16 protein-coding genes are annotated in these 17,432 nt (G+C 56.2%); 10 read left to right on the forward strand and 6 right to left on the reverse strand.

Translation table 11 applies throughout. From position 1 onward, the window contains the following. Window position 1 precedes the first annotated feature (1 nt). The 4 genes from trmH to gmk are packed head-to-tail and all read right to left on the reverse strand — an operon-like array spanning window position 2 to window position 3,783. The gene (gene trmH / locus BFV63_RS00530) at window positions 2–691 is read right to left on the reverse strand and encodes a tRNA (guanosine(18)-2'-O)-methyltransferase TrmH (RefSeq protein WP_003860922.1); all 690 of its coding nucleotides are present in this window, start codon (window positions 689–691) and stop codon (window positions 2–4) included. Between the two features lie 4 nt (window positions 692–695). Then, window positions 696–2,810, reverse strand: coding sequence for a bifunctional GTP diphosphokinase/guanosine-3',5'-bis pyrophosphate 3'-pyrophosphohydrolase (gene spoT / locus BFV63_RS00535; protein WP_003860921.1), 2,115 nt, complete (start codon window positions 2,808–2,810; stop codon window positions 696–698). Between the two features lie 19 nt (window positions 2,811–2,829). Continuing rightward, window positions 2,830–3,105, reverse strand: coding sequence for a DNA-directed RNA polymerase subunit omega (gene rpoZ / locus BFV63_RS00540; RefSeq protein WP_000135058.1), 276 nt, complete (start codon window positions 3,103–3,105; stop codon window positions 2,830–2,832). Window positions 3,106–3,159: 54 nt separating this feature from the next. Beyond that, window positions 3,160–3,783: a guanylate kinase gene (gene gmk / locus BFV63_RS00545; protein WP_006177710.1), complete on the reverse strand. Its 624-nt coding sequence runs from the start codon at window positions 3,781–3,783 to the stop codon at window positions 3,160–3,162. Between the two features lie 250 nt (window positions 3,784–4,033). Here gmk and ligB point away from each other — a divergent pair, with 250 nt between their 5' ends. The 8 genes from ligB (at window position 4,034) to etk (ending at window position 14,104) form a co-directional block, all read left to right on the forward strand. Beyond that, window positions 4,034–5,704 carry an NAD-dependent DNA ligase LigB gene (ligB, locus tag BFV63_RS00550; protein ID WP_048241577.1) on the forward strand — a complete coding sequence of 557 codons (1,671 nt, stop codon included), beginning with the start codon at window positions 4,034–4,036 and terminating at the stop codon, window positions 5,702–5,704. A 708-nt stretch (window positions 5,705–6,412) separates the two neighbouring features. Beyond that, window positions 6,413–6,709 carry a hypothetical protein gene (locus BFV63_RS00555; RefSeq protein ID WP_022650140.1) on the forward strand — a complete coding sequence of 99 codons (297 nt, stop codon included), beginning with the start codon at window positions 6,413–6,415 and terminating at the stop codon, window positions 6,707–6,709. 115 nt (window positions 6,710–6,824) lie between these two features. Next, on the forward strand, window positions 6,825–7,469 hold the full coding sequence (locus BFV63_RS00560; protein ID WP_023323966.1) for a YjbF family lipoprotein: 645 nt from the start codon (window positions 6,825–6,827) through the stop codon (window positions 7,467–7,469). Next, window positions 7,466–8,203 (forward strand): capsule biosynthesis GfcC family protein, encoded by a 738-nt coding sequence (locus BFV63_RS00565; protein WP_023323967.1) that lies wholly within the window; start codon window positions 7,466–7,468, stop codon window positions 8,201–8,203. The genes BFV63_RS00560 and BFV63_RS00565 overlap by 4 nt, the downstream gene beginning before the upstream one ends. After that, a complete protein-coding gene (locus BFV63_RS00570; RefSeq protein WP_072163320.1) occupies window positions 8,203–10,296 on the forward strand; it encodes a YjbH domain-containing protein in 2,094 nt (697 codons plus the stop codon). Before BFV63_RS00565 ends, BFV63_RS00570 begins: the two co-directional genes overlap by 1 nt. Before the next feature lie 43 nt (window positions 10,297–10,339). After that, entirely contained in the window at window positions 10,340–11,473 is a 1,134-nt protein-coding gene (locus BFV63_RS00575; protein ID WP_045342684.1) for a polysaccharide export protein, read from the forward strand. Then, window positions 11,461–11,904, forward strand: a complete 444-nt coding sequence (locus BFV63_RS00580) for an arsenate reductase/protein-tyrosine-phosphatase family protein (protein WP_015570047.1) — start codon at window positions 11,461–11,463, stop codon at window positions 11,902–11,904. The genes BFV63_RS00575 and BFV63_RS00580 overlap by 13 nt, the downstream gene beginning before the upstream one ends. Window positions 11,905–11,926: 22 nt before the next feature. Then, window positions 11,927–14,104, forward strand: a complete 2,178-nt coding sequence (gene etk, locus BFV63_RS00585; protein WP_045332964.1) for a tyrosine-protein kinase — start codon at window positions 11,927–11,929, stop codon at window positions 14,102–14,104. A gap of 26 nt (window positions 14,105–14,130) precedes the next feature. Here etk and BFV63_RS00590 read toward each other — a convergent pair whose 3' ends face one another. Both BFV63_RS00590 and BFV63_RS00595 read right to left on the reverse strand, forming a co-directional pair. After that, window positions 14,131–14,748: a trimeric intracellular cation channel family protein gene (locus BFV63_RS00590; RefSeq protein ID WP_003860909.1), complete on the reverse strand. Its 618-nt coding sequence runs from the start codon at window positions 14,746–14,748 to the stop codon at window positions 14,131–14,133. Between the two features lie 208 nt (window positions 14,749–14,956). Next, the gene (locus BFV63_RS00595; protein ID WP_003860907.1) at window positions 14,957–15,820 is read right to left on the reverse strand and encodes a YicC/YloC family endoribonuclease; all 864 of its coding nucleotides are present in this window, start codon (window positions 15,818–15,820) and stop codon (window positions 14,957–14,959) included. Window positions 15,821–15,945: 125 nt separating this feature from the next. Here BFV63_RS00595 and rph point away from each other — a divergent pair, with 125 nt between their 5' ends. After that, the gene (gene rph, locus BFV63_RS00600; RefSeq protein ID WP_015570044.1) at window positions 15,946–16,662 is read left to right on the forward strand and encodes a ribonuclease PH; all 717 of its coding nucleotides are present in this window, start codon (window positions 15,946–15,948) and stop codon (window positions 16,660–16,662) included. A gap of 66 nt (window positions 16,663–16,728) precedes the next feature. Further along, the gene (gene pyrE, locus BFV63_RS00605; protein ID WP_003860903.1) at window positions 16,729–17,370 is read left to right on the forward strand and encodes an orotate phosphoribosyltransferase; all 642 of its coding nucleotides are present in this window, start codon (window positions 16,729–16,731) and stop codon (window positions 17,368–17,370) included. The last annotated feature ends 62 nt before the right edge of the window (window positions 17,371–17,432 follow it).

Here is a 17,432-nt window from a genome sequence, read left to right on the forward strand (position 1 = left end):
TTTATCCCGCGTACTGCATGGTGGACCACCACTCGGCATCGGCTTCAATTTCGCCCTGCGCGTTGACGTGGGGGTAAGGCAATTTCTTCTGCTTCGCAACGCGAGCCAGCACCGGATAGCCACCTTCAAACAGCAGGCGCTGCTGCTCCTCTTCCGGCAGCATGCTGTTGCTGCGCTCGTACATTCCGGCATTCTGACGCTGGCGCTGCGCTTCATACAGGATCAGCGCTGAGGCGACCGACACGTTGAGTGACTGGACCATGCCAATCATCGGAATGATGATGTCCCGATCGGCCAAATCCAGTGCTTCCTGCGTGATCCCCGTTTTCTCCTGGCCCATTAAAATACAGGTCGGACGGGTGTAGTCGATCTCACGGAAATCCACGGCTTTAGCAGAGAGGTTGGTTGCCAGAACCTGCATGCCACGCCCTTTCAGGTGCGAGACCGCTTCACCAATAGTCTGGTGAGTTTTCACTGATACCCAGCTGTTGCTGCCTGCGGCGGTGGAGGCCATGGTACGCATACGTGCGCCAGGCCAGACGGCGTGGACTTCATGCACGCCGACGGCATCTGCGGTGCGGACGATAGCAGAGACGTTATGAGGTTTATGGACCTGCTCCATGCAGACCGTCAGATCAGGCTGACGCCTGGCGAGCATTTCGCAGATTCGCTCGTAACGTTTTGAATTCATAATGCTAGTTTCGGTTACGGGTGACTTTAATGACATCCGGCATCACGCGGATCTTGCGCATAATATTGGCCAGATGCACGCGGTCACGGGCGGTCAGGCGAATAAAGGCGCTGTAAACGCGGCCATCTTTTTCTTCCGTATTCAGGCTTTGAATGTTGGACGAGGCCGTGTTAATCGCTGCCGTCAGGTTCGCCAGTGCACCCTGGTGGTTGAACATATCCACCTTGATTTCAGTGATAAATTCCTGCGCCGTCTCTTTATCCCACTCGACCGCCATGAACTTCTCAGGCTCTTTCTGATAGCCACGGATGTTACGGCAGGATTCGTGGTGGATCACCAGCCCTTTACCCGGGCTGACGTGCGCAATAATCGGGTCGCCCGGGATAGGACGGCAGCATTTGGCGAAGGTGATGAGCACACCGTCAGCGCCTTTGATCGGCAGGTGACCATGATTTTGCGTGGTGGCAGGAACGGCTGTCGTTTCGCCTTGTTGCAGATTCTTCGCCACGACCACGCTCATGGCGTTGCCGAGACCAATCTCTGCCAGCAGGTCATCCAGCGAGGCGAGCTTCATACGCTCCAGCTCATGCTGAATGTTTTCTGGCGGGATCTCTGCCAGTTTGCGGCTGCCACCCAGCGCGTGATTGAGCAGACGACGCCCCAGGCTAACGGAGTCGTCGCGCTTAAGGTTTTTCAGCAGCTGGCGGATTTTTGCGCGCGCTTTTGAGCTCACGACAAAGTTCAGCCAGGCGGCGTTAGGACGTGCCCCCGGCGCGGTAATGATCTCCACCGTCTGTCCGCTGAAGAGCGGCTGCGACAGCGGATAAGGCTGCCTGTCGACGCGGGCACCTACGCAGGCGTGGCCGATATCGGTATGCACGGCGTAAGCGAAGTCGACCGGTGTCGCGCCCGCAGGCAGTTCGACAATGCGCCCTTCCGGCGTGAAAACGTAAATCTCATCCGGGAAGAGATCGGATTTAACGCTCTCGATAAATTCAAACGAGCTACCTGCGCTCTGTTGCAGCTCCAGCAGGCTCTGCATCCAGCGCTGGGCGCGGATTTGCGCGGTGGTGCTGCTTTCGCCGCCGTGCTCTTTGTAAGCCCAGTGCGCCGCGACACCCATCTCCGCCATCTGATCCATATCTTCGGTACGAATCTGCACCTCAACAGGGACACCGTGCGGGCCAATCATGGAGGTGTGCAAAGACTGATATCCGTTCGCTTTTGGAATGGCGATGTAATCTTTGACGCGCCCCGGACGCGGCTTGTACAGGCTGTGCATCTGCCCCAGCACGCGATAACAGGTGTCTGAGTCGTGGACGATGACGCGGAACGCGTAGATATCCATGATCGAGTGAAAACGCTGCTCTTTGAGCACCATTTTGCAGTAGATAGAGTACAAATGCTTTTCGCGACCGCTCACGCGGCACGGAATGCCCGCTTCCTGCAAACGCCCTTCGATTTCAGAGAGGATCTTTTGAATCATCTCTTTACGGTTACCGCGAGCGGCTTTCACCACCTCTTTAATCACGCGATAGCGGTTCGGGTACAACGCCTCAAAACCCAGCTCTTCCAGCTCGGTTTTAATGTGATGAATACCTAAACGGTGCGCCAGCGGACTGTAGATTTCGAGGGTTTCACGGGCGATGCGGCGACGTTTATCCGGGCGAAGTGAGCCCAGCGTGCGCATATTGTGGGTGCGGTCAGCGAGTTTGATGAGAATGACGCGGATATCCTGCACCATCGCCATGATCATCTTGCGGAAGTTTTCGGCCTGCGCCTCTTTCTTATCGCGGAATTTCAGCTTATCAAGCTTAGAGACCCCTTCCACCAGCTCGGCAACGCTTTTGCCAAACAGCTGTTCCATGTCCTGGTAGGTGGCAGGGGTATCTTCAATCACGTCATGCAGCAGGGCGGCCATCAGCGTTTCGTAGTCGAGTTTCATCTCGGCCAGAATACAGGCCACCGCTACCGGGTGCGTGATATAAGGTTCACCGCTTGAACGTGTCTGGCCCTCGTGAGCGTCACGTGCAACGAGATACGCCTGCTGAAGACGCTTAATCTGGTCTTCAGGCAGGTAGGTTTGAATCAGTTGATTCAGGCTTTCAAACAGATACAAGGGCGACCCGCAGGTTTAATTAACGACGACCTTCAGCAATAGCGGTAACAGCTTGTAATTCAGCGGCTTCCTGCTCTTGCTGCTCCTGGCGCTCACGCACGTCGAGGATCTGGTTGTTGATCAGACCTTCTTCGATTTCGCGAAGTGCAATAACGGTGGTTTTATCGTTTTCTTCCGGTACCAGCGGATCTTTACCGCCTACCTGCATCTGACGAGCGCGACGCGCGGCGACCAGCACCAGGTCAAAACGGTTACCAATTTTCTCTACAGCGTCCTGAACAGTTACGCGTGCCATACTTAAAATGCTCCACAGGTGAAGAAATGACTGGGCATGATACTGAAAGTGGGTTCAGTCTGCCAACAGTTTGGTGATTAATGCGTCATGTCGCTGCTTCTGGCGGCTCATACGCAGGCGTTCTGCGCGAAGGATAGTTTTGAGATCGCTCAGCGCGGCATCAAAATCATCATTCACAATAAGGTAATCATATTCCGCGTAATGGCTCATTTCTGCAACAGCCTGCGCCATACGCTTCGCGATAACTTCTTCGCTGTCCTGGCCGCGACCACGCAGGCGGCGATCCAGTTCATCTTTCGATGGCGGTAAAATAAAGATACTGCGCGAATCAGGCATTTTCTTACGAATTTGCTGCGCGCCCTGCCAGTCGATATCCAGGAACACGTTCACGCCGGTCGCCAGAACCTGCTCAATGGTTTCACGCGAAGTACCGTAGTAGTTACCGAATACTTCTGCGTGTTCAAGAAACGCGTCTCTGCCAATCATCGCTCTGAATTCGTCGTGATTTACAAAGAAATAATGTTCACCGTGCACTTCACCCGGACGCGGTGCTCGCGTGGTGTGAGAAACAGAAACCTGCGTATCGTACAACGGTTGGGTTTTTAACAGTGCCTGAATAAGGCTGGATTTACCCGCGCCACTAGGGGCAGAAACAATATAAAGCGTGCCTTGAGCCATGAGAGTCTTTTGTATGTGTTAACGAAGAAGTCCTACATACGGGCTTATTATACACGTCGCCGCTGTGTGACGTAGTCTTTGTCACACTTTTTCCCCCGGATGATTAAATTTTGCGTGCCGTTTTCAGCTTTTACCTTCCTTTTGCTGCAACAAAAACAATGCGCTGAAGCGCGCTCGTAAAATGCATTTTTGCAGCTGGTCTGCGGCTCCCGGGCAGGGTATACCCTTCGCAAAACAGGGAGGGGTAATAATGGTGAAATGGATAAGCATACTGATGATCTTCTTAAGCAGCGGGGCGATGGCTATCTGCCCGGTCTGGTCACCGGCTAAAGCCGGGCAGGAGATCGCGGCCCTGAAGGCGCAGCTGACCCGCTGGAATGAAGATTACTGGAAGCAGGGCAGCAGCGAGGTGAGCGACGACGTTTACGACAGGCTTAACGGCCGCTTAAAACAGTGGCAGCGCTGTTTTCACGATGAGCCGCTGCACGACGATCGCCCTGCCGCCAGCGGGACGGTGAAGCATCCCTTCGCCCATACCGGCGTGCATAAAGTAGAAAGCAAGCAGGCGCTTAGCCGCTGGATGGCGACGCAGCAGGATCTCTGGGTACAGCCAAAGGTGGATGGTGTTGCGGTCACCCTGGTCTACAAAAACGGCAAGCTGGCGCAGGCGATCAGCCGGGGCGACGGCTTACAGGGGGAAGAGTGGACGGCACAGGCGCGAATGATCCCCGCTATTCCGCAAACACTGGCCGGGCCGCTTGCCAACAGCGTGTTGCAGGGGGAACTTTTTCTGCTGCGCGAGGGGCATATCCAGCAGCGGATGGGGGGGATGAACGCGCGTGCGAAGGTAGCGGGGGCGATGATGCGCGCGACCGATCGCGCAGCGCTGAAGCAGACAGGCATTTTTATCTGGGCCTGGCCGAACGGCCCAAAAGTGATGAAAGCACGCCTTTCCGCGCTGGCGGAGGCTGGTTTTACCCTGACGGCGCGCTATACCCTGCCGGTTAAAAACGCGGCTGACGTGGAAGCGCAGCGGACGGCCTGGTTTAAGGCTTCGTTGCCCTTCGCCACGGATGGCATCGTGGTCCGCGCCTCGGCAGAGCCGCCGGGCGAGGAGTGGCTGCCGGGGGAAGGAAGTTGGGTCGTCGCATGGAAATACCTTCCTGTGGCCCAGGTGACGGAAGTCAAAGCGATTCACTTTACCGTTGGCCGTACCGGGCGGATCACCGCGATTGCGCAGCTTGAGCCGCTGATGCTCGACGATAAACACGTACAGCGCGTCAGCTTAGGGTCAGTTAACCGCTGGCAGAGGCTGGATATTGCCCCCGGCGATCAGGTGCTGGTAAGCCTGGCGGGACAAGGTATTCCCCGGCTGGATAACGTGGTGTGGCGCAATGTGGATCGCCGTAAACCACAGTCGCCCTCATCGCGCTATAACGGCTTAACCTGTTTCTATGCCTCCCCGGAGTGCATGGAGCAATTTTTTGCCCGGCTGACGTGGCTAAGTTCCAGGCAGGCGTTAGATATTGAAGGTATGGGCGAATCAGGATGGCGGACCCTCTATCAGGCGCATCGGTTTGAGCACCTCTTCTCCTGGCTACAGCTCACGCAGGCGCAGCTCACCGCGACGCCGGGGATATCGGCATCGCATGGCGCTGCGCTGTGGCATCAGTTTAACCTGGCGCGGGAGCGTCCTTTTATCCGCTGGATCACCGCGATGGGAATACCGCTGGCCCGGTCGACGCTCAAGGCGGCAGGGGATCGCACCTGGCAGGCGCTGATTCAGCGAAGCGAAGCGGAGTGGCGGCTGCTACCGGGTGTCGGGCAGGAGAAAGCCCGCCAGATCGTAAACTGGCTGCATCAGCCTCAGATTGATGCCCTGGCAAAGTGGCTGGCCGCAGAGCACATCGGTGGATTTTAATCTGCATGCGCTCCTGAACAGACTGGCGAGGGAGGAAAACATTTTCGCTGCCGTGAAATAGCGTATTTATGAGACGCGGTTTATATACGCAGTAATTATGAATATAAATGAATTATTCATGATAAATATATTTTGAGGAAATATTATTCCCGATCCTGATTTCAGGGTTTACTCTGCTTGTGTTTTTATTTTTCTCGAGAGGTTGGTTTAATTGATCTCAATCATTATTAATCGAGAACACTAGCCGGTAATGAAGGCGTTATAGGTGATGTAGTCTGTTTGCTTGACGTGGTTTTGCTTTTAATTTCAGTTGGTTAAATGTTTAATTAATAATATATTGAGTTTTTTCTGGTTAACAATTGGTCATATTTATTCTGACGGAAATCATTGCGTCAAATTATTATAAGAATTATCTTATCCAAAATTTTTAAGGTAGTTACCGCTGGGGTGCATTTTGCATCACTTCTGCGTTTTCCTTTCTTTTTGCACCCCGTGAGGGAGTTAACTATCTGAACTCCAATTGAAGCAATTAAGGGTACCGAAATATATCCTGGCGGTTTATATGCGCTGGTGTTCAGAGCCCAGGGCTTTTACATGGATGATTTTCCGTCCCTGTCGGGCCGGAATTCAGCCCCGGGCTTTATGCCCGTTAACCGGGACCTGGTTTCCAGGTGCTCATATTTTCCTTCATTTGAATGAGGACCAAAAATGAAAAGGACGCTTTGTACAGTGCTGACGGCACTCACGCTGGCGACTGCCTTGCCTGCTATAGGCGCTACCACCGAAGCAGGTAGCACCAGCGCAGCAACAACCGGAACAACAACCGGAGCAACGGTGGGAACTACCGCTGGCACTACGGGGGGACTGGCGGCAGGGGCGATTGGGACAACCGCTGTTGTCACCACCGCTGCGATTGCCGGCGTAGCGACGTTAGCCGTTGTCGCGGCAAGCGACAGTGGCGATGACTCAAGCAATGGTACTTCCACGACGACAGTTACCCGCTAAGGCTGGTGCGCAAGGCGATATAGCCTTGCGCTGAACAGCGCAACGACTTGACCCGGCGTCGATATCAAAGCCGGGTATTTGATTGATTTCAATGTTATTTAATCAAGGATTTCTGGTGAGACTGTTTATTCTGCTCATCGTGACTCTGCTGATCCAGGGGTGTACGCCGAGCCAGCAGAGCATTATTGAGACCTTTAACGCCAGTCTGGACGGGCGCCAGGATGTGACGGTAACGGACGGGCAGATTCAGGCGCTCCCATACTCAACCATGTACCTGCGACTGGATAATGGCCCGAGGATCCTGGTGGTTCTCGGATACATCGAACAGGGAAACAGTAAATGGTTATCGCAGGATAATGCGATGATCGTCACGCATAACGGTCGCCTTATCCACACGCTCAAGCTTCCTTATAACCTGCTTGAGGTAACCAATCTTGAGCACGATCCGCTGCGCCACACGCCGCAGCTCCGCGACGGCAGCCAGTGGTCGCGTGATGTGCGCTGGCAGGAAGAGGGGCGGTATCGCTCCGCACACCTGACCTCGCGCTTCTCCCTGAGCGGGACGGAAAACCTGACCCTTGCCGGAAACACGCTACGTTGTCAGGTCTGGCAGGAGGCGGTGCAGGCCGACGGCCTCGATCGTCGCTGGCATAACACCTTCTGGATTGATTCCGCTACCGGCCAGGTACGCCAGAGCGAACAGATGCTCGGCGCGGGCGTATTCCCTGTCGCCATGACGATGTTGAAGCCCGCCCCATGAACAGACTCAGAAAATGGTTACCTGGCGTAGGGCTATCTCTCTTCAGCCTGTCCGCCTTATGCGCAAGCGTCGTTACCGTGCATCAGCCGGGCAAAACGTGGTCTGCTGAACCGGCTGATACGCTCTCCCGGCTGGTCACCCAGCCGCAGCTGAACAACGTCTGGTGGCAGGGGGCTGTCATCGCAACCCCTTCCGCCACGCTGCGCGCGCAACAGACGCAACAGCAGGTGCTGGCGTCGCTTTCAGCCTGGCAGAATCGCGCCGATGACGAGCGGATCGCGACCATTCGCGCTGTCGCTGCACAGATCCGCTCCCTGCGGATCGTCGGGCGGCAGTTTGTCAGCCTCGACCCAGATGCCGTGCGTACCGACGCCCGCGGCGATCGCTCCCTTGAGGGCCGTTACGATCTGTGGCTCTCTCCTGCGCCCCGTACCGTCACGCTGATGGGGGCGGTCGTCACGCCGGGGAAACGGGCCTGGCGACCGGGCGCAAGCATCCGGGACTACTTACAGGGGCAGTTGCGGCTGGCCGGCGCCGACAGGAATAACGTAACCGTTATCGATCCTGACGGCAGTACGGTTGTTGCGCCGGTGGCGTACTGGAACGCACGCCATATTGAAGCAGAGCCGGGCGCTGTTCTGTGGGTGGGGTTTGATCCCCGGGCGGTACCGGACGATTTTACCGGTCTGAATGAGCAAATCGTTGCGCTCCTGACGCGGCGGATACCTGACTGATGAACAAACTTTTTTTACTGAGCGGCCTTGCTCTGGCGATCTCTTCTGCCTGCCACGCGGAGCTGCGTACCTGGCCCGATCCGACCGGACCGTCACAGTCCGATTTTGGCGGCACCGGCCTGATGCAAATGCCCGACGCGCGCTTTGGCCGGGAAGGGGAATTCAGCGTCAACTACCGCGATAACAACCAGTACCGTTTTTACTCCTCTTCGGTCGTGCTCTTCCCGTGGCTGGAAGGGACAATTCGCTATACCGACGTCCGCACCCGTAAATACAGCAGCGACGAGGATTTCAGCGGTGATCAAAGCTACAAGGATAAGTCGTTCGACTTTAAAGTTCGTCTGTGGGAAGAGGACTATAGCCTGCCGCAGGTGGCGCTCGGCAAGCGTGATATTGCAGGCACCGGCCTGTTCGATGGTGAATATCTGGTTGCCAGTAAAATGGCCGGACCGGTCGATTTTACCTTTGGAATAGCCTGGGGATATCCCGGTAATAGCGACAACGTGGGTAACCCGCTTTGCCATGACAACAATAAGTATTGCACCCGCGGCGAGTCGCATGATGCCGGAGATATCAGCTTTAGCGATATGTTTCGTGGTCCGGCGTCTCTGTTTGGCGGCCTCCAGTATCAGACGCCCTGGCAGCCCCTGCGCCTGAAGCTTGAGTATGACGGCAACAATTATGCCGATGATTTTGCCGGCTCCATTAAGCAGTCGAGCCATATTAACGTGGGGGCGGTCTATCGCGTTGCCGACTGGGCCGATCTCAACCTCAGCTACGAGCGCGGCAATACGCTGATGTTTGGCTTCACCCTGCGGACCAACTTTAACGACCTGCGCCCCGCGCTGCGTGATAACCCGAAACCGGCCTGGCAACCGGCACCGGCAGGCGAGACGCTGGACTATACCTCTGCGGCGAACCAGCTCACCGCGCTTAAGTACAACGCAGGCTTCGATGCGCCGGAGATCCTTCAGCACGGCAATACCTTATACATGACCGGCGAACAGTATCGCTATCGCGATCCGCGCGAAGCGGTGGATCGTGCCAACCGTATTCTGATCAATAACCTGCCCGACGGGGTCGACACGATCGCTATCACCCAGCAGCGTGATCATCTGCCGCTCGTCACGACGCAAACCGATGTCGCCAGCCTGCGCAAACAGTTGGCGGGGCAGCCGCTCGGCCAGGAGGAGGCGCTCAGGCAGCAGCGCGTCGAGCCTGTGGATACCACAGCATTCGGGCGTGGCTACCGTATTCGCGCCGATCGCTTCAGCTACAGCGTTAAACCGACGCTGGCGCAGTCGCTGGGCGGTCCGGAAGATTTCTATATGTTCCAGGTGGGGGTGATGGCCAGCGCCAGCTACTGGCTGACCGATCGTCTGCTGCTCGACGGCGGCGTGTTCGCCAACCTCTATAACAACTACGACAAGTTCAAATCCTCGCTACTTCCCGCTGACTCCAGCCTGCCGCGCGTCAGAACCCATATTCGCGATTATGTCAGCAATGACGTCTACATCAACAACTTACAAGCCAACTATGTCGATGCGCTGGGGAACGGCTTCTATGCCCAGATTTATGGCGGCTACCTCGAAACCATGTACGGCGGCGTGGGAGCAGAGGCGCTCTGGCGCCCGCTGGATAGCGACTGGGCGCTGGGCGTGGATGCGAATTACGTCAAGCAGCGCGACTGGGACGACATGATGCGCTTCACCGACTACAGCGTGCCAACCGGATTTATCACCGCCTACTGGAACCCGGCGAAGCTCAACAGTGTGCTAATGAAGCTGAGCGTCGGGCAGTACCTGGCGAAGGATAAAGGCGCCACCCTCGACGTCGCGAAGCGATTCGACAGCGGCGTGACGGTAGGCGTCTGGGCGGCGCTGACCAACGTCTCGAAAGAGGATTATGGCGAAGGTGGCTTTAGCAAAGGCTTCTACATCTCGATCCCGCTTGATCTGATGACGATCGGCCCAAATCGCAACCGGGCGGTGGTCTCGTGGACGCCTCTCACGCGTGATGGCGGCCAGATGTTAGGCCGTAAATATCAGCTCTATGACATGACGTCAGAACGCGAAACCCCGGTAGGGCAGTAGTACCGGATGAAACAGGCATTACTTAACCAGATGATTTTCCTGAATGAAAAACGTTAAATTTTCCGTGCTGGCGTTGGCTATGATGGCGTTAAGCGGTTGTACTATCGTACCGGGCCAGGGACTTAGCAACCAGGGCAAAGATATTATCGATCTGCCTGACAGCAATTACGATCTGAATAAGATGGTCAACGTCTATCCCCTCACGCCGGGGCTGGTGGAGCAGTTGCTGCCTGGCAAAGTCGACTCCCGCGCGAATCCTGAACTGGATCGCCAGCTTCAGAACTACCAATATTGCATCGGCGTCGGCGACGTGCTGATGGTTACCGTCTGGGACCACCCGGAGCTGACCACCCCCGCAGGTCAGTACCGCAGCGCCAGCGATACGGGCAACTGGGTGAATGCCGATGGCACGATCTTCTACCCCTATATCGGCAAAATCCGCGTCGTCGGCAAAACGCTGGCCCAGGTGCGCGATGAGATCGCCGCCCGGCTGGACTCGGTGATTGAGAGCCCGCAGGTGGATGTCAGCGTCGCGGCATTCCGCTCGCAAAAAGCCTACGTGACGGGCGAAGTGGCTAAGTCGGGCCAGCAGCCCATCACCAACATTCCGCTGACGATAATGGATGCGATCAATGCGGCTGGCGGCCTGACATCTGAGGCGGACTGGCGCCATGTGGTGCTGACCCACAACGGCCAGGACACGCACATTTCGCTCTACGCGCTGATGCAGCGCGGCGATCTCACCCAGAACAAACTCCTCTATCCGGGCGATATTCTCTTCATTCCCCGTAATGACGACCTGAAAGTGTTTGTCATGGGCGAGGTGGGTAAACAGAGCACCCTGAAGATGGACCGTAGCGGCATGACGCTGGCGGAAGCGCTGGGTAATGCACAGGGCGTGAATCAGGATATGGCCGACGCCACCGGAATCTTTGTGATTCGTCCGTTGCAGGGCAAGCAGAACGGCAAAATCGCCAACGTCTACCAGCTTAACGCCCGGGATGCCACCGCGATGGTGTTGAGCACCGAATTTCAGCTTGAGCCTTACGACATCGTCTATGTCACCACCGCGCCGCTGGTGCGCTGGAACCGCGTGATCTCTCAGCTTGTGCCGACCATTACCGGCGTACATGACCTGACTGAAACAGGGAGATATATCAGAACATGGCCAAACTAACGTTTAACGCCATCCTGGTGATCTGTACCGGCAATATCTGCCGCTCCCCCATTGGGGAACGGCTGCTGCGCCGGCTGCTTCCCGCTGCCCGGGTCGATTCAGCGGGAACGTGTGGCCTGGAAGGGCGCACCGCCGATTCACAGGCGACAGAGATCGCCGCCGAACGCGGCACCCTGCTTGAGGGCCACGTGGCGCGCAGGCTCACCCCCGCCATGGTGCGCGACTACGATCTGATTCTGGCGATGGAGCTGGAACATATCGAGCAGGTCACGGCTATCGCACCGGAGGCGCGCGGCAAAATGATGCTCTTTGGTCACTGGACGGGCAGAAAAGAGATCCCGGACCCCTACCGTAAAAACCGGGACGCATTTGAATATGTTTATGGGCTGCTGGAGCAGGCCAGTCTGGAATGGGCGAAACGGCTCAGTTAATCACACGGGATAGTTACGTTTTATGTCAACAAATAACCTTCACGCCCATGATGCGTCTGCCGCGAATAACGAGATCGATCTTGTGCGCCTGTTGGGTGAGCTGCTCGACCACCGAAAATTCATTCTCATCCTTACCGCGCTGTTCACGCTGGTGGCCCTGCTTTATGCGCTCTTTGCCACACCGGTTTATCAGGCCGATGCGCTGATACAGGTGGAACAGAAGCAGGGCAACGCGCTACTCAGTAACCTTAGCGAGTTCATCCCTGACTCCTCGCCGGAGTCGGCACCGGAGCTTCAGCTTCTCCAGTCGCGCATGATCCTCGGTAAAACGATTGATGACCTTAACCTGCGCACGCAGGTAAGTGAAAACTATTTTCCCCTTGTCGGACGCGGCTGGGCGCGGCTCACCGGCCAACAGCCTGGCATCGTCGATATCCGTATGCTCAATCTTCCCCCTGTCGCGGGCCGGGCGCAAAAGCTGACGCTGACCGTCGGCGAGAAGGGCCACTATCAGCTGGAAGGCGATAATGTGACGTTACAGGGCGTTGTGGGACAACCCCTGAGCGCGGCGAATATCGCCATTACCATTGCCGATATCCAGGCGAAGCCGGGTACGCAATTTACGATTACACAGCAGAGTGAGCTGGAGGCCATTGACGCGCTACAGCTGCGTTTTTCCGTGAGCGAGCGCAGCAAGGACAGCGGGATGCTTGGCCTGACCATCACGGGGGAAGACCCCGACGAGATGGCTCGCGTGCTTAACTGCATCGCCGACAACTATTTACAACAGAACGTGGCTCGCCAGGCGGCGCAGGATGCGAAAAGCCTGCAATTTTTGAAGCAGCAGCTTCCGCAGGTGCGCAGCGAGCTGGACCAGGCCGAGGAGAAGCTCAACCGCTATCGCCAGCAAAACGACTCCGTTGACCTGAACCTGGAGGCAAAAGCGGTGCTGGAGCAGATTGTAAATGCGGACAATCAGCTCAATGAACTGACCTTCCGGGAAGCGGAAATTTCGCAGCTCTACAAAAAAGATCACCCCACCTACCGGGCGCTGATTGAGAAACGGCAGACGCTGGAGCAGGAAAAAAACCGCCTGAATAAACGGGTATCGTCCATGCCGTCAACCCAGCAGGAGGTGTTGCGCCTGAGCCGTGATGTGGAGTCGGGACGCGTTATCTACCAGCAGCTGCTTAACCGCGAACAGGAGCTGAGCATCGCCCGGTCGAGCGCAATTGGTAACGTCCGCATTATCGATCCGGCCGTGACCCGGCCGCAGCCAGTCAAGCCGAAAAAAGCGCTGGTCGTCGTTCTGGGGGTTCTCCTGGGTCTGTTCGTCTCTGCGGGCTGGATCCTGGCGCGCAGTATGCTGCGTATGGGCATTGAAACGCCGGAGCAGCTGGAGGAGCATGGGATTAACGTCTATGCCACCGTACCGCTGTCAGAATGGCTGGCTAAAAAGATGCGTTTGCGTAAAAAAGACTTTATGTCCCCAGGGCTGCGCCATAAGACCAAACATATCCCCTTCCTGGCGGCGGATAATCCGGTCGATCTCTCCGTGGAGGCGATTCGCGGCCTGCGCACCAGTCTGCATTTTGCGATGATGGAGTCAGCGAACAATATACTGATGATCTCTGGCGCCACGCCTGACAGCGGTAAAACCTTTGTCAGCAGTACCCTGGCGGCCGTCGTGGCGCAGGCGGGCCAGAAAGTGCTCTATATTGATGCGGATATGCGTCGCGGGTATGCCCATGATCTGTTTAAGCTCGACAATACCTGCGGCTTGTCGGAGATGTTGTCCGGTAAGGCGGAGTATACCCAGGGCGTTCAGACATTCGATAAAGGCGGGTTCGATACCATCGTGCGCGGGCAGATCCCTCCTAATCCGGCGGAGCTTCTGATGCATACGCGTTTCCAGCAGCTGCTGGACTGGGCGAATGAACGCTACGATCTGGTGATTATCGATACGCCACCGATCCTGGCGGTCACCGACGCGGCGGTTGTCGGCCGTCGCGCAGGCACCACGCTGCTGGTCGCCCGCTTCGGGATGAACAGCGTGAAGGAGATGCTGGTCTGTGTACAGCGTCTGGAGCAGAGTGGCGTCAATACCAAAGGGGTGATTCTCAACGGCGTCGTTAAGCGGGCAAGCAACGCTTACGGCTACGGCTATCATCACTACGGTTACAACTACTCGAGTAACTGATTATCCGGCGCCTGCCCGTTCTGACATTAATGCGCATTGTGTTTGTAATGAAAAACGGGCAGGCCCAGCTTCAGGCGCAATGCCAGCATACGCGCGGTGAAGCCAAACAGCAGGGTGGAGATAACCACCACATCGTGGCTGGTGACATAGTGCTGCAAGGCGACGTAAAGCACTGCCGCAGCAAAGGAGATGCCGGCATACAGTTCCTTCTGGAAAACCAGCGGGATACGTTTGCAGAACATATCCCGCAGCACCCCGCCAAACACGCCCGTGATCACGGCAGCAATGGTGGCGATAACCGGGCCTTCACTCATATCGAGAGCGATTTGTGCGCCAATGATGGAAAAAACAATCAGCCCAAGCGCATCCAGCACCAGGAACACGCGGCGCAGATGAGGCATCACCGGGGCCACAATCGTGGTTAGCACGGCTGCCGTTGCCACGATAATGACGTACTCAGGGTTTTTTACCCAGCCGAGCGGATAATGGCCAAGCAGGATATCGCGTACGGACCCGCCGCCGAGCGCGGTGGCTGTGGCAATGATAATCACGCCGAAGGTGTCCATACGGCGACGTCCGGCAGCGAGCGCGCCGGTCATGGCTTCTGCGGTAATGCCAATAAGATAAAGAATGTGAAGCAGCATAAACCCTCCGGAATGAAGAGAAGGAGATTAGCGATTTGTGCGGAAGATCACGATTGAGATTTTCTAAGGTGAGGGGGTTTGCCCTACAGAAAATTATCAACGCATGCCAGGCAGGCTTGATATAAGGCGGGATAGAAAGGAAGTAGGGCTAAGAAAGGATTAGAAAAAGTAATGGGTGGTATGCGAGGCAATACCACCCTGAAAGGAATTACTCGATATTCTGGATCTGCTCGCGCATCTGCTCAATCAGGACCTTCAGTTCAATCGCTGAATTGGTTACCTCTGCATTGATAGACTTAGACGCCAGCGTGTTCGACTCGCGATTGAACTCCTGCATCATAAAGTCGAGACGGCGGCCTACCGCTTCTTTCTTCTTCAGAATGTTGTAGGTCTCTTTAACGTGCGCTTCCAGACGATCCAGCTCTTCAGCCACGTCCACACGCTGCGCCATCAGCACCAGCTCTTGTTCCAGACGGTTGTTTTCCAGCTGGACTTCCGCCTCTTCCAGTTTGGCGACAAGACGCTCACGCTGCCATTGCAGCACTTCTGGCATATGAGCGCGCACTTTAGCGACTTCGGCGCTCACGCCCTCAAGGCGTTGCTCAATCATCGCTTTCAGCGCCTGGCCTTCGGTTTCGCGGGCAACGATAAAGTCGTCCAGCGTGCCGTCGAGTGCAGCCAGGATCTCAGCGGTAATCGCGTCCAGATCCTGCTCTCCGGCGGCCATCACGCCAGGCCAGCGCAGAATATCAACCGGGTTGATCTCGCCTTCATCGCTTTGCATTTTGACCCAGTTCGCCGCATTAACCAGCTGTTTTGCCAACTTTTCGTTCAGGATCAGTTCGCCCTGTGCACTGGCATCAGGCTCAAAACGCAGGTTACATTCCACTTTCCCGCGGGTCAGACGCGTACGGATACGCTCACGCACCACAGGCTCCAGGCTGCGGAACTGTTCCGGCATACGGAAATACGTTTCCAGATAGCGCTGGTTTACCGAGCGCATTTCCCAGGTAGCGCTACCCCAGCTACCCTTGATTTCACGCCGGGCGTAGGCGGTCATACTGCGGATCATAGACATTCCCGTTTTTAAAGGAGAGATGGGGGGATTATAGCTTTCAGGGGCTTCTCAGGATAGGAATAAGCGTCCTTTATCCGTATAATGCGCAGCCACATTCGTTTCAAGCCGGAGAATCCATCATGCGTCCAGCAGGTCGTAGCGCCAACCAGGTGCGTCCCGTCACCCTGACCCGTAACTATACAAAACACGCTGAAGGCTCCGTGCTGGTTGAGTTTGGTGACACCAAGGTGCTTTGCACCGCGTCCATTGAAGAGGGCGTGCCTCGCTTCCTGAAAGGTCAGGGCCAGGGGTGGATCACCGCCGAATACGGTATGTTGCCGCGCGCAACCCATACCCGTAATGCCCGTGAAGCGGCAAAAGGTAAGCAGGGCGGCCGTACTATGGAGATTCAGCGCCTGATCGCGCGTGCGCTCCGCGCCGCGGTTGACCTGAAAACGTTGGGTGAGTTCACCATCACGCTGGACTGCGACGTGATCCAGGCCGATGGTGGCACGCGTACGGCCTCTATTACCGGTGCCTGTGTGGCGCTGGCAGACGCCCTGAACAAGCTGGTTGCCGCCGGTAAGCTGAAAACCAACCCAATGAAAGGGATGGTTGCTGCTGTCTCCGTTGGTATCGTTAACGGCGAAGCGCTTTGCGATCTGGAATACGTTGAAGATTCTGCCGCAGAAACCGACATGAACGTGGTGATGACCGAAGATGGTCGCATCATTGAAGTGCAGGGTACGGCAGAAGGCGAGCCATTCACCCACGAAGAACTGCTCACCTTGCTGGCGTTGGCCCGAGGGGGAATCGAATCTATTGTAGCGACGCAGAAAGCGGCGTTAGAAAATTGATTTTAAGGCGACCAATGAGTCGCCTTTTTTTTGCCTGTAAGACTGAAAAGACAAAGGAGCAAATCCATGAAATCGTATCAGCGCCAGTTTATTGAGTTTGCGCTTAACAAGCAGGTACTTAAGTTTGGCGAGTTCACGCTGAAATCCGGGCGTAAAAGCCCGTATTTCTTCAACGCCGGGCTGTTTAATACCGGGCGCGACCTGGCACTGTTAGGCCGCTTCTATGCCGAAGCGCTGGTGGATTCCGGGATTGATTTCGACCTGCTGTTTGGCCCCGCGTACAAAGGCATTCCAATCGCAACCACCACGGCGGTGGCGCTGGCGGAGCACCATGACCGCGACGTACCGTACTGCTTTAACCGTAAAGAAGCCAAAACCCACGGTGAAGGCGGCAATCTGGTAGGCAGTGCGTTGCAGGGCCGCGTGATGCTGGTGGATGACGTGATCACCGCAGGTACCGCGATCCGTGAATCGATGGAGATAATCCAGGCTAACGGTGCAACGCTTGCGGGCGTGCTGATTTCGCTCGATCGTCAGGAGCGTGGGCGCGGCGACATCTCTGCTATTCAGGAAGTGGAGCGCGACTACAACTGCAAAGTGACGTCGATTATCACCCTGAAAGATCTGATTGCGTATCTGGAAGAGAAGCCTGAGATGGCTGATCATCTGGCGGCGGTGCGTCAATACCGCGAAGAGTTTGGCGTTTAATTCAATTGCCCGGTGGCGCTGCGCTTACCGGGCCTACCCGTTCGTAGGCCGGATAAGGCGAA

The sequence above is a fragment of the Enterobacter hormaechei subsp. xiangfangensis genome (genome assembly GCF_001729785.1).
Classification (GTDB): domain Bacteria; phylum Pseudomonadota; class Gammaproteobacteria; order Enterobacterales; family Enterobacteriaceae; genus Enterobacter; species Enterobacter hormaechei_C.

Bases quoted from the DNA above. Each gene is read 5' to 3' on its own strand.
- BFV63_RS00570 (WP_072163320.1), top strand. From the start codon at position 8,203: ATGAACAAACTTTTTTTACTGAGCGGCCTTGCTCTGGCGATCTCTTCT.
- BFV63_RS00575 (WP_045342684.1), top strand. From the start codon at position 10,340: ATGAAAAACGTTAAATTTTCCGTGCTGGCGTTGGCTATGATGGCGTTA.
- gmk (WP_006177710.1), bottom strand. From the start codon at position 3,783: ATGGCTCAAGGCACGCTTTATATTGTTTCTGCCCCTAGTGGCGCGGGT.
- BFV63_RS00580 (WP_015570047.1), top strand. From the start codon at position 11,461: ATGGCCAAACTAACGTTTAACGCCATCCTGGTGATCTGTACCGGCAAT.
- rpoZ (WP_000135058.1), bottom strand. From the start codon at position 3,105: ATGGCACGCGTAACTGTTCAGGACGCTGTAGAGAAAATTGGTAACCGT.
- ligB (WP_048241577.1), top strand. From the start codon at position 4,034: ATGGTGAAATGGATAAGCATACTGATGATCTTCTTAAGCAGCGGGGCG.
- BFV63_RS00590 (WP_003860909.1), bottom strand. From the start codon at position 14,748: ATGCTGCTTCACATTCTTTATCTTATTGGCATTACCGCAGAAGCCATG.
- BFV63_RS00555 (WP_022650140.1), top strand. From the start codon at position 6,413: ATGAAAAGGACGCTTTGTACAGTGCTGACGGCACTCACGCTGGCGACT.
- etk (WP_045332964.1), top strand. From the start codon at position 11,927: ATGTCAACAAATAACCTTCACGCCCATGATGCGTCTGCCGCGAATAAC.
- trmH (WP_003860922.1), bottom strand. From the start codon at position 691: ATGAATTCAAAACGTTACGAGCGAATCTGCGAAATGCTCGCCAGGCGT.
- pyrE (WP_003860903.1), top strand. From the start codon at position 16,729: ATGAAATCGTATCAGCGCCAGTTTATTGAGTTTGCGCTTAACAAGCAG.
- BFV63_RS00595 (WP_003860907.1), bottom strand. From the start codon at position 15,820: ATGATCCGCAGTATGACCGCCTACGCCCGGCGTGAAATCAAGGGTAGC.
- BFV63_RS00565 (WP_023323967.1), top strand. From the start codon at position 7,466: ATGAACAGACTCAGAAAATGGTTACCTGGCGTAGGGCTATCTCTCTTC.
- rph (WP_015570044.1), top strand. From the start codon at position 15,946: ATGCGTCCAGCAGGTCGTAGCGCCAACCAGGTGCGTCCCGTCACCCTG.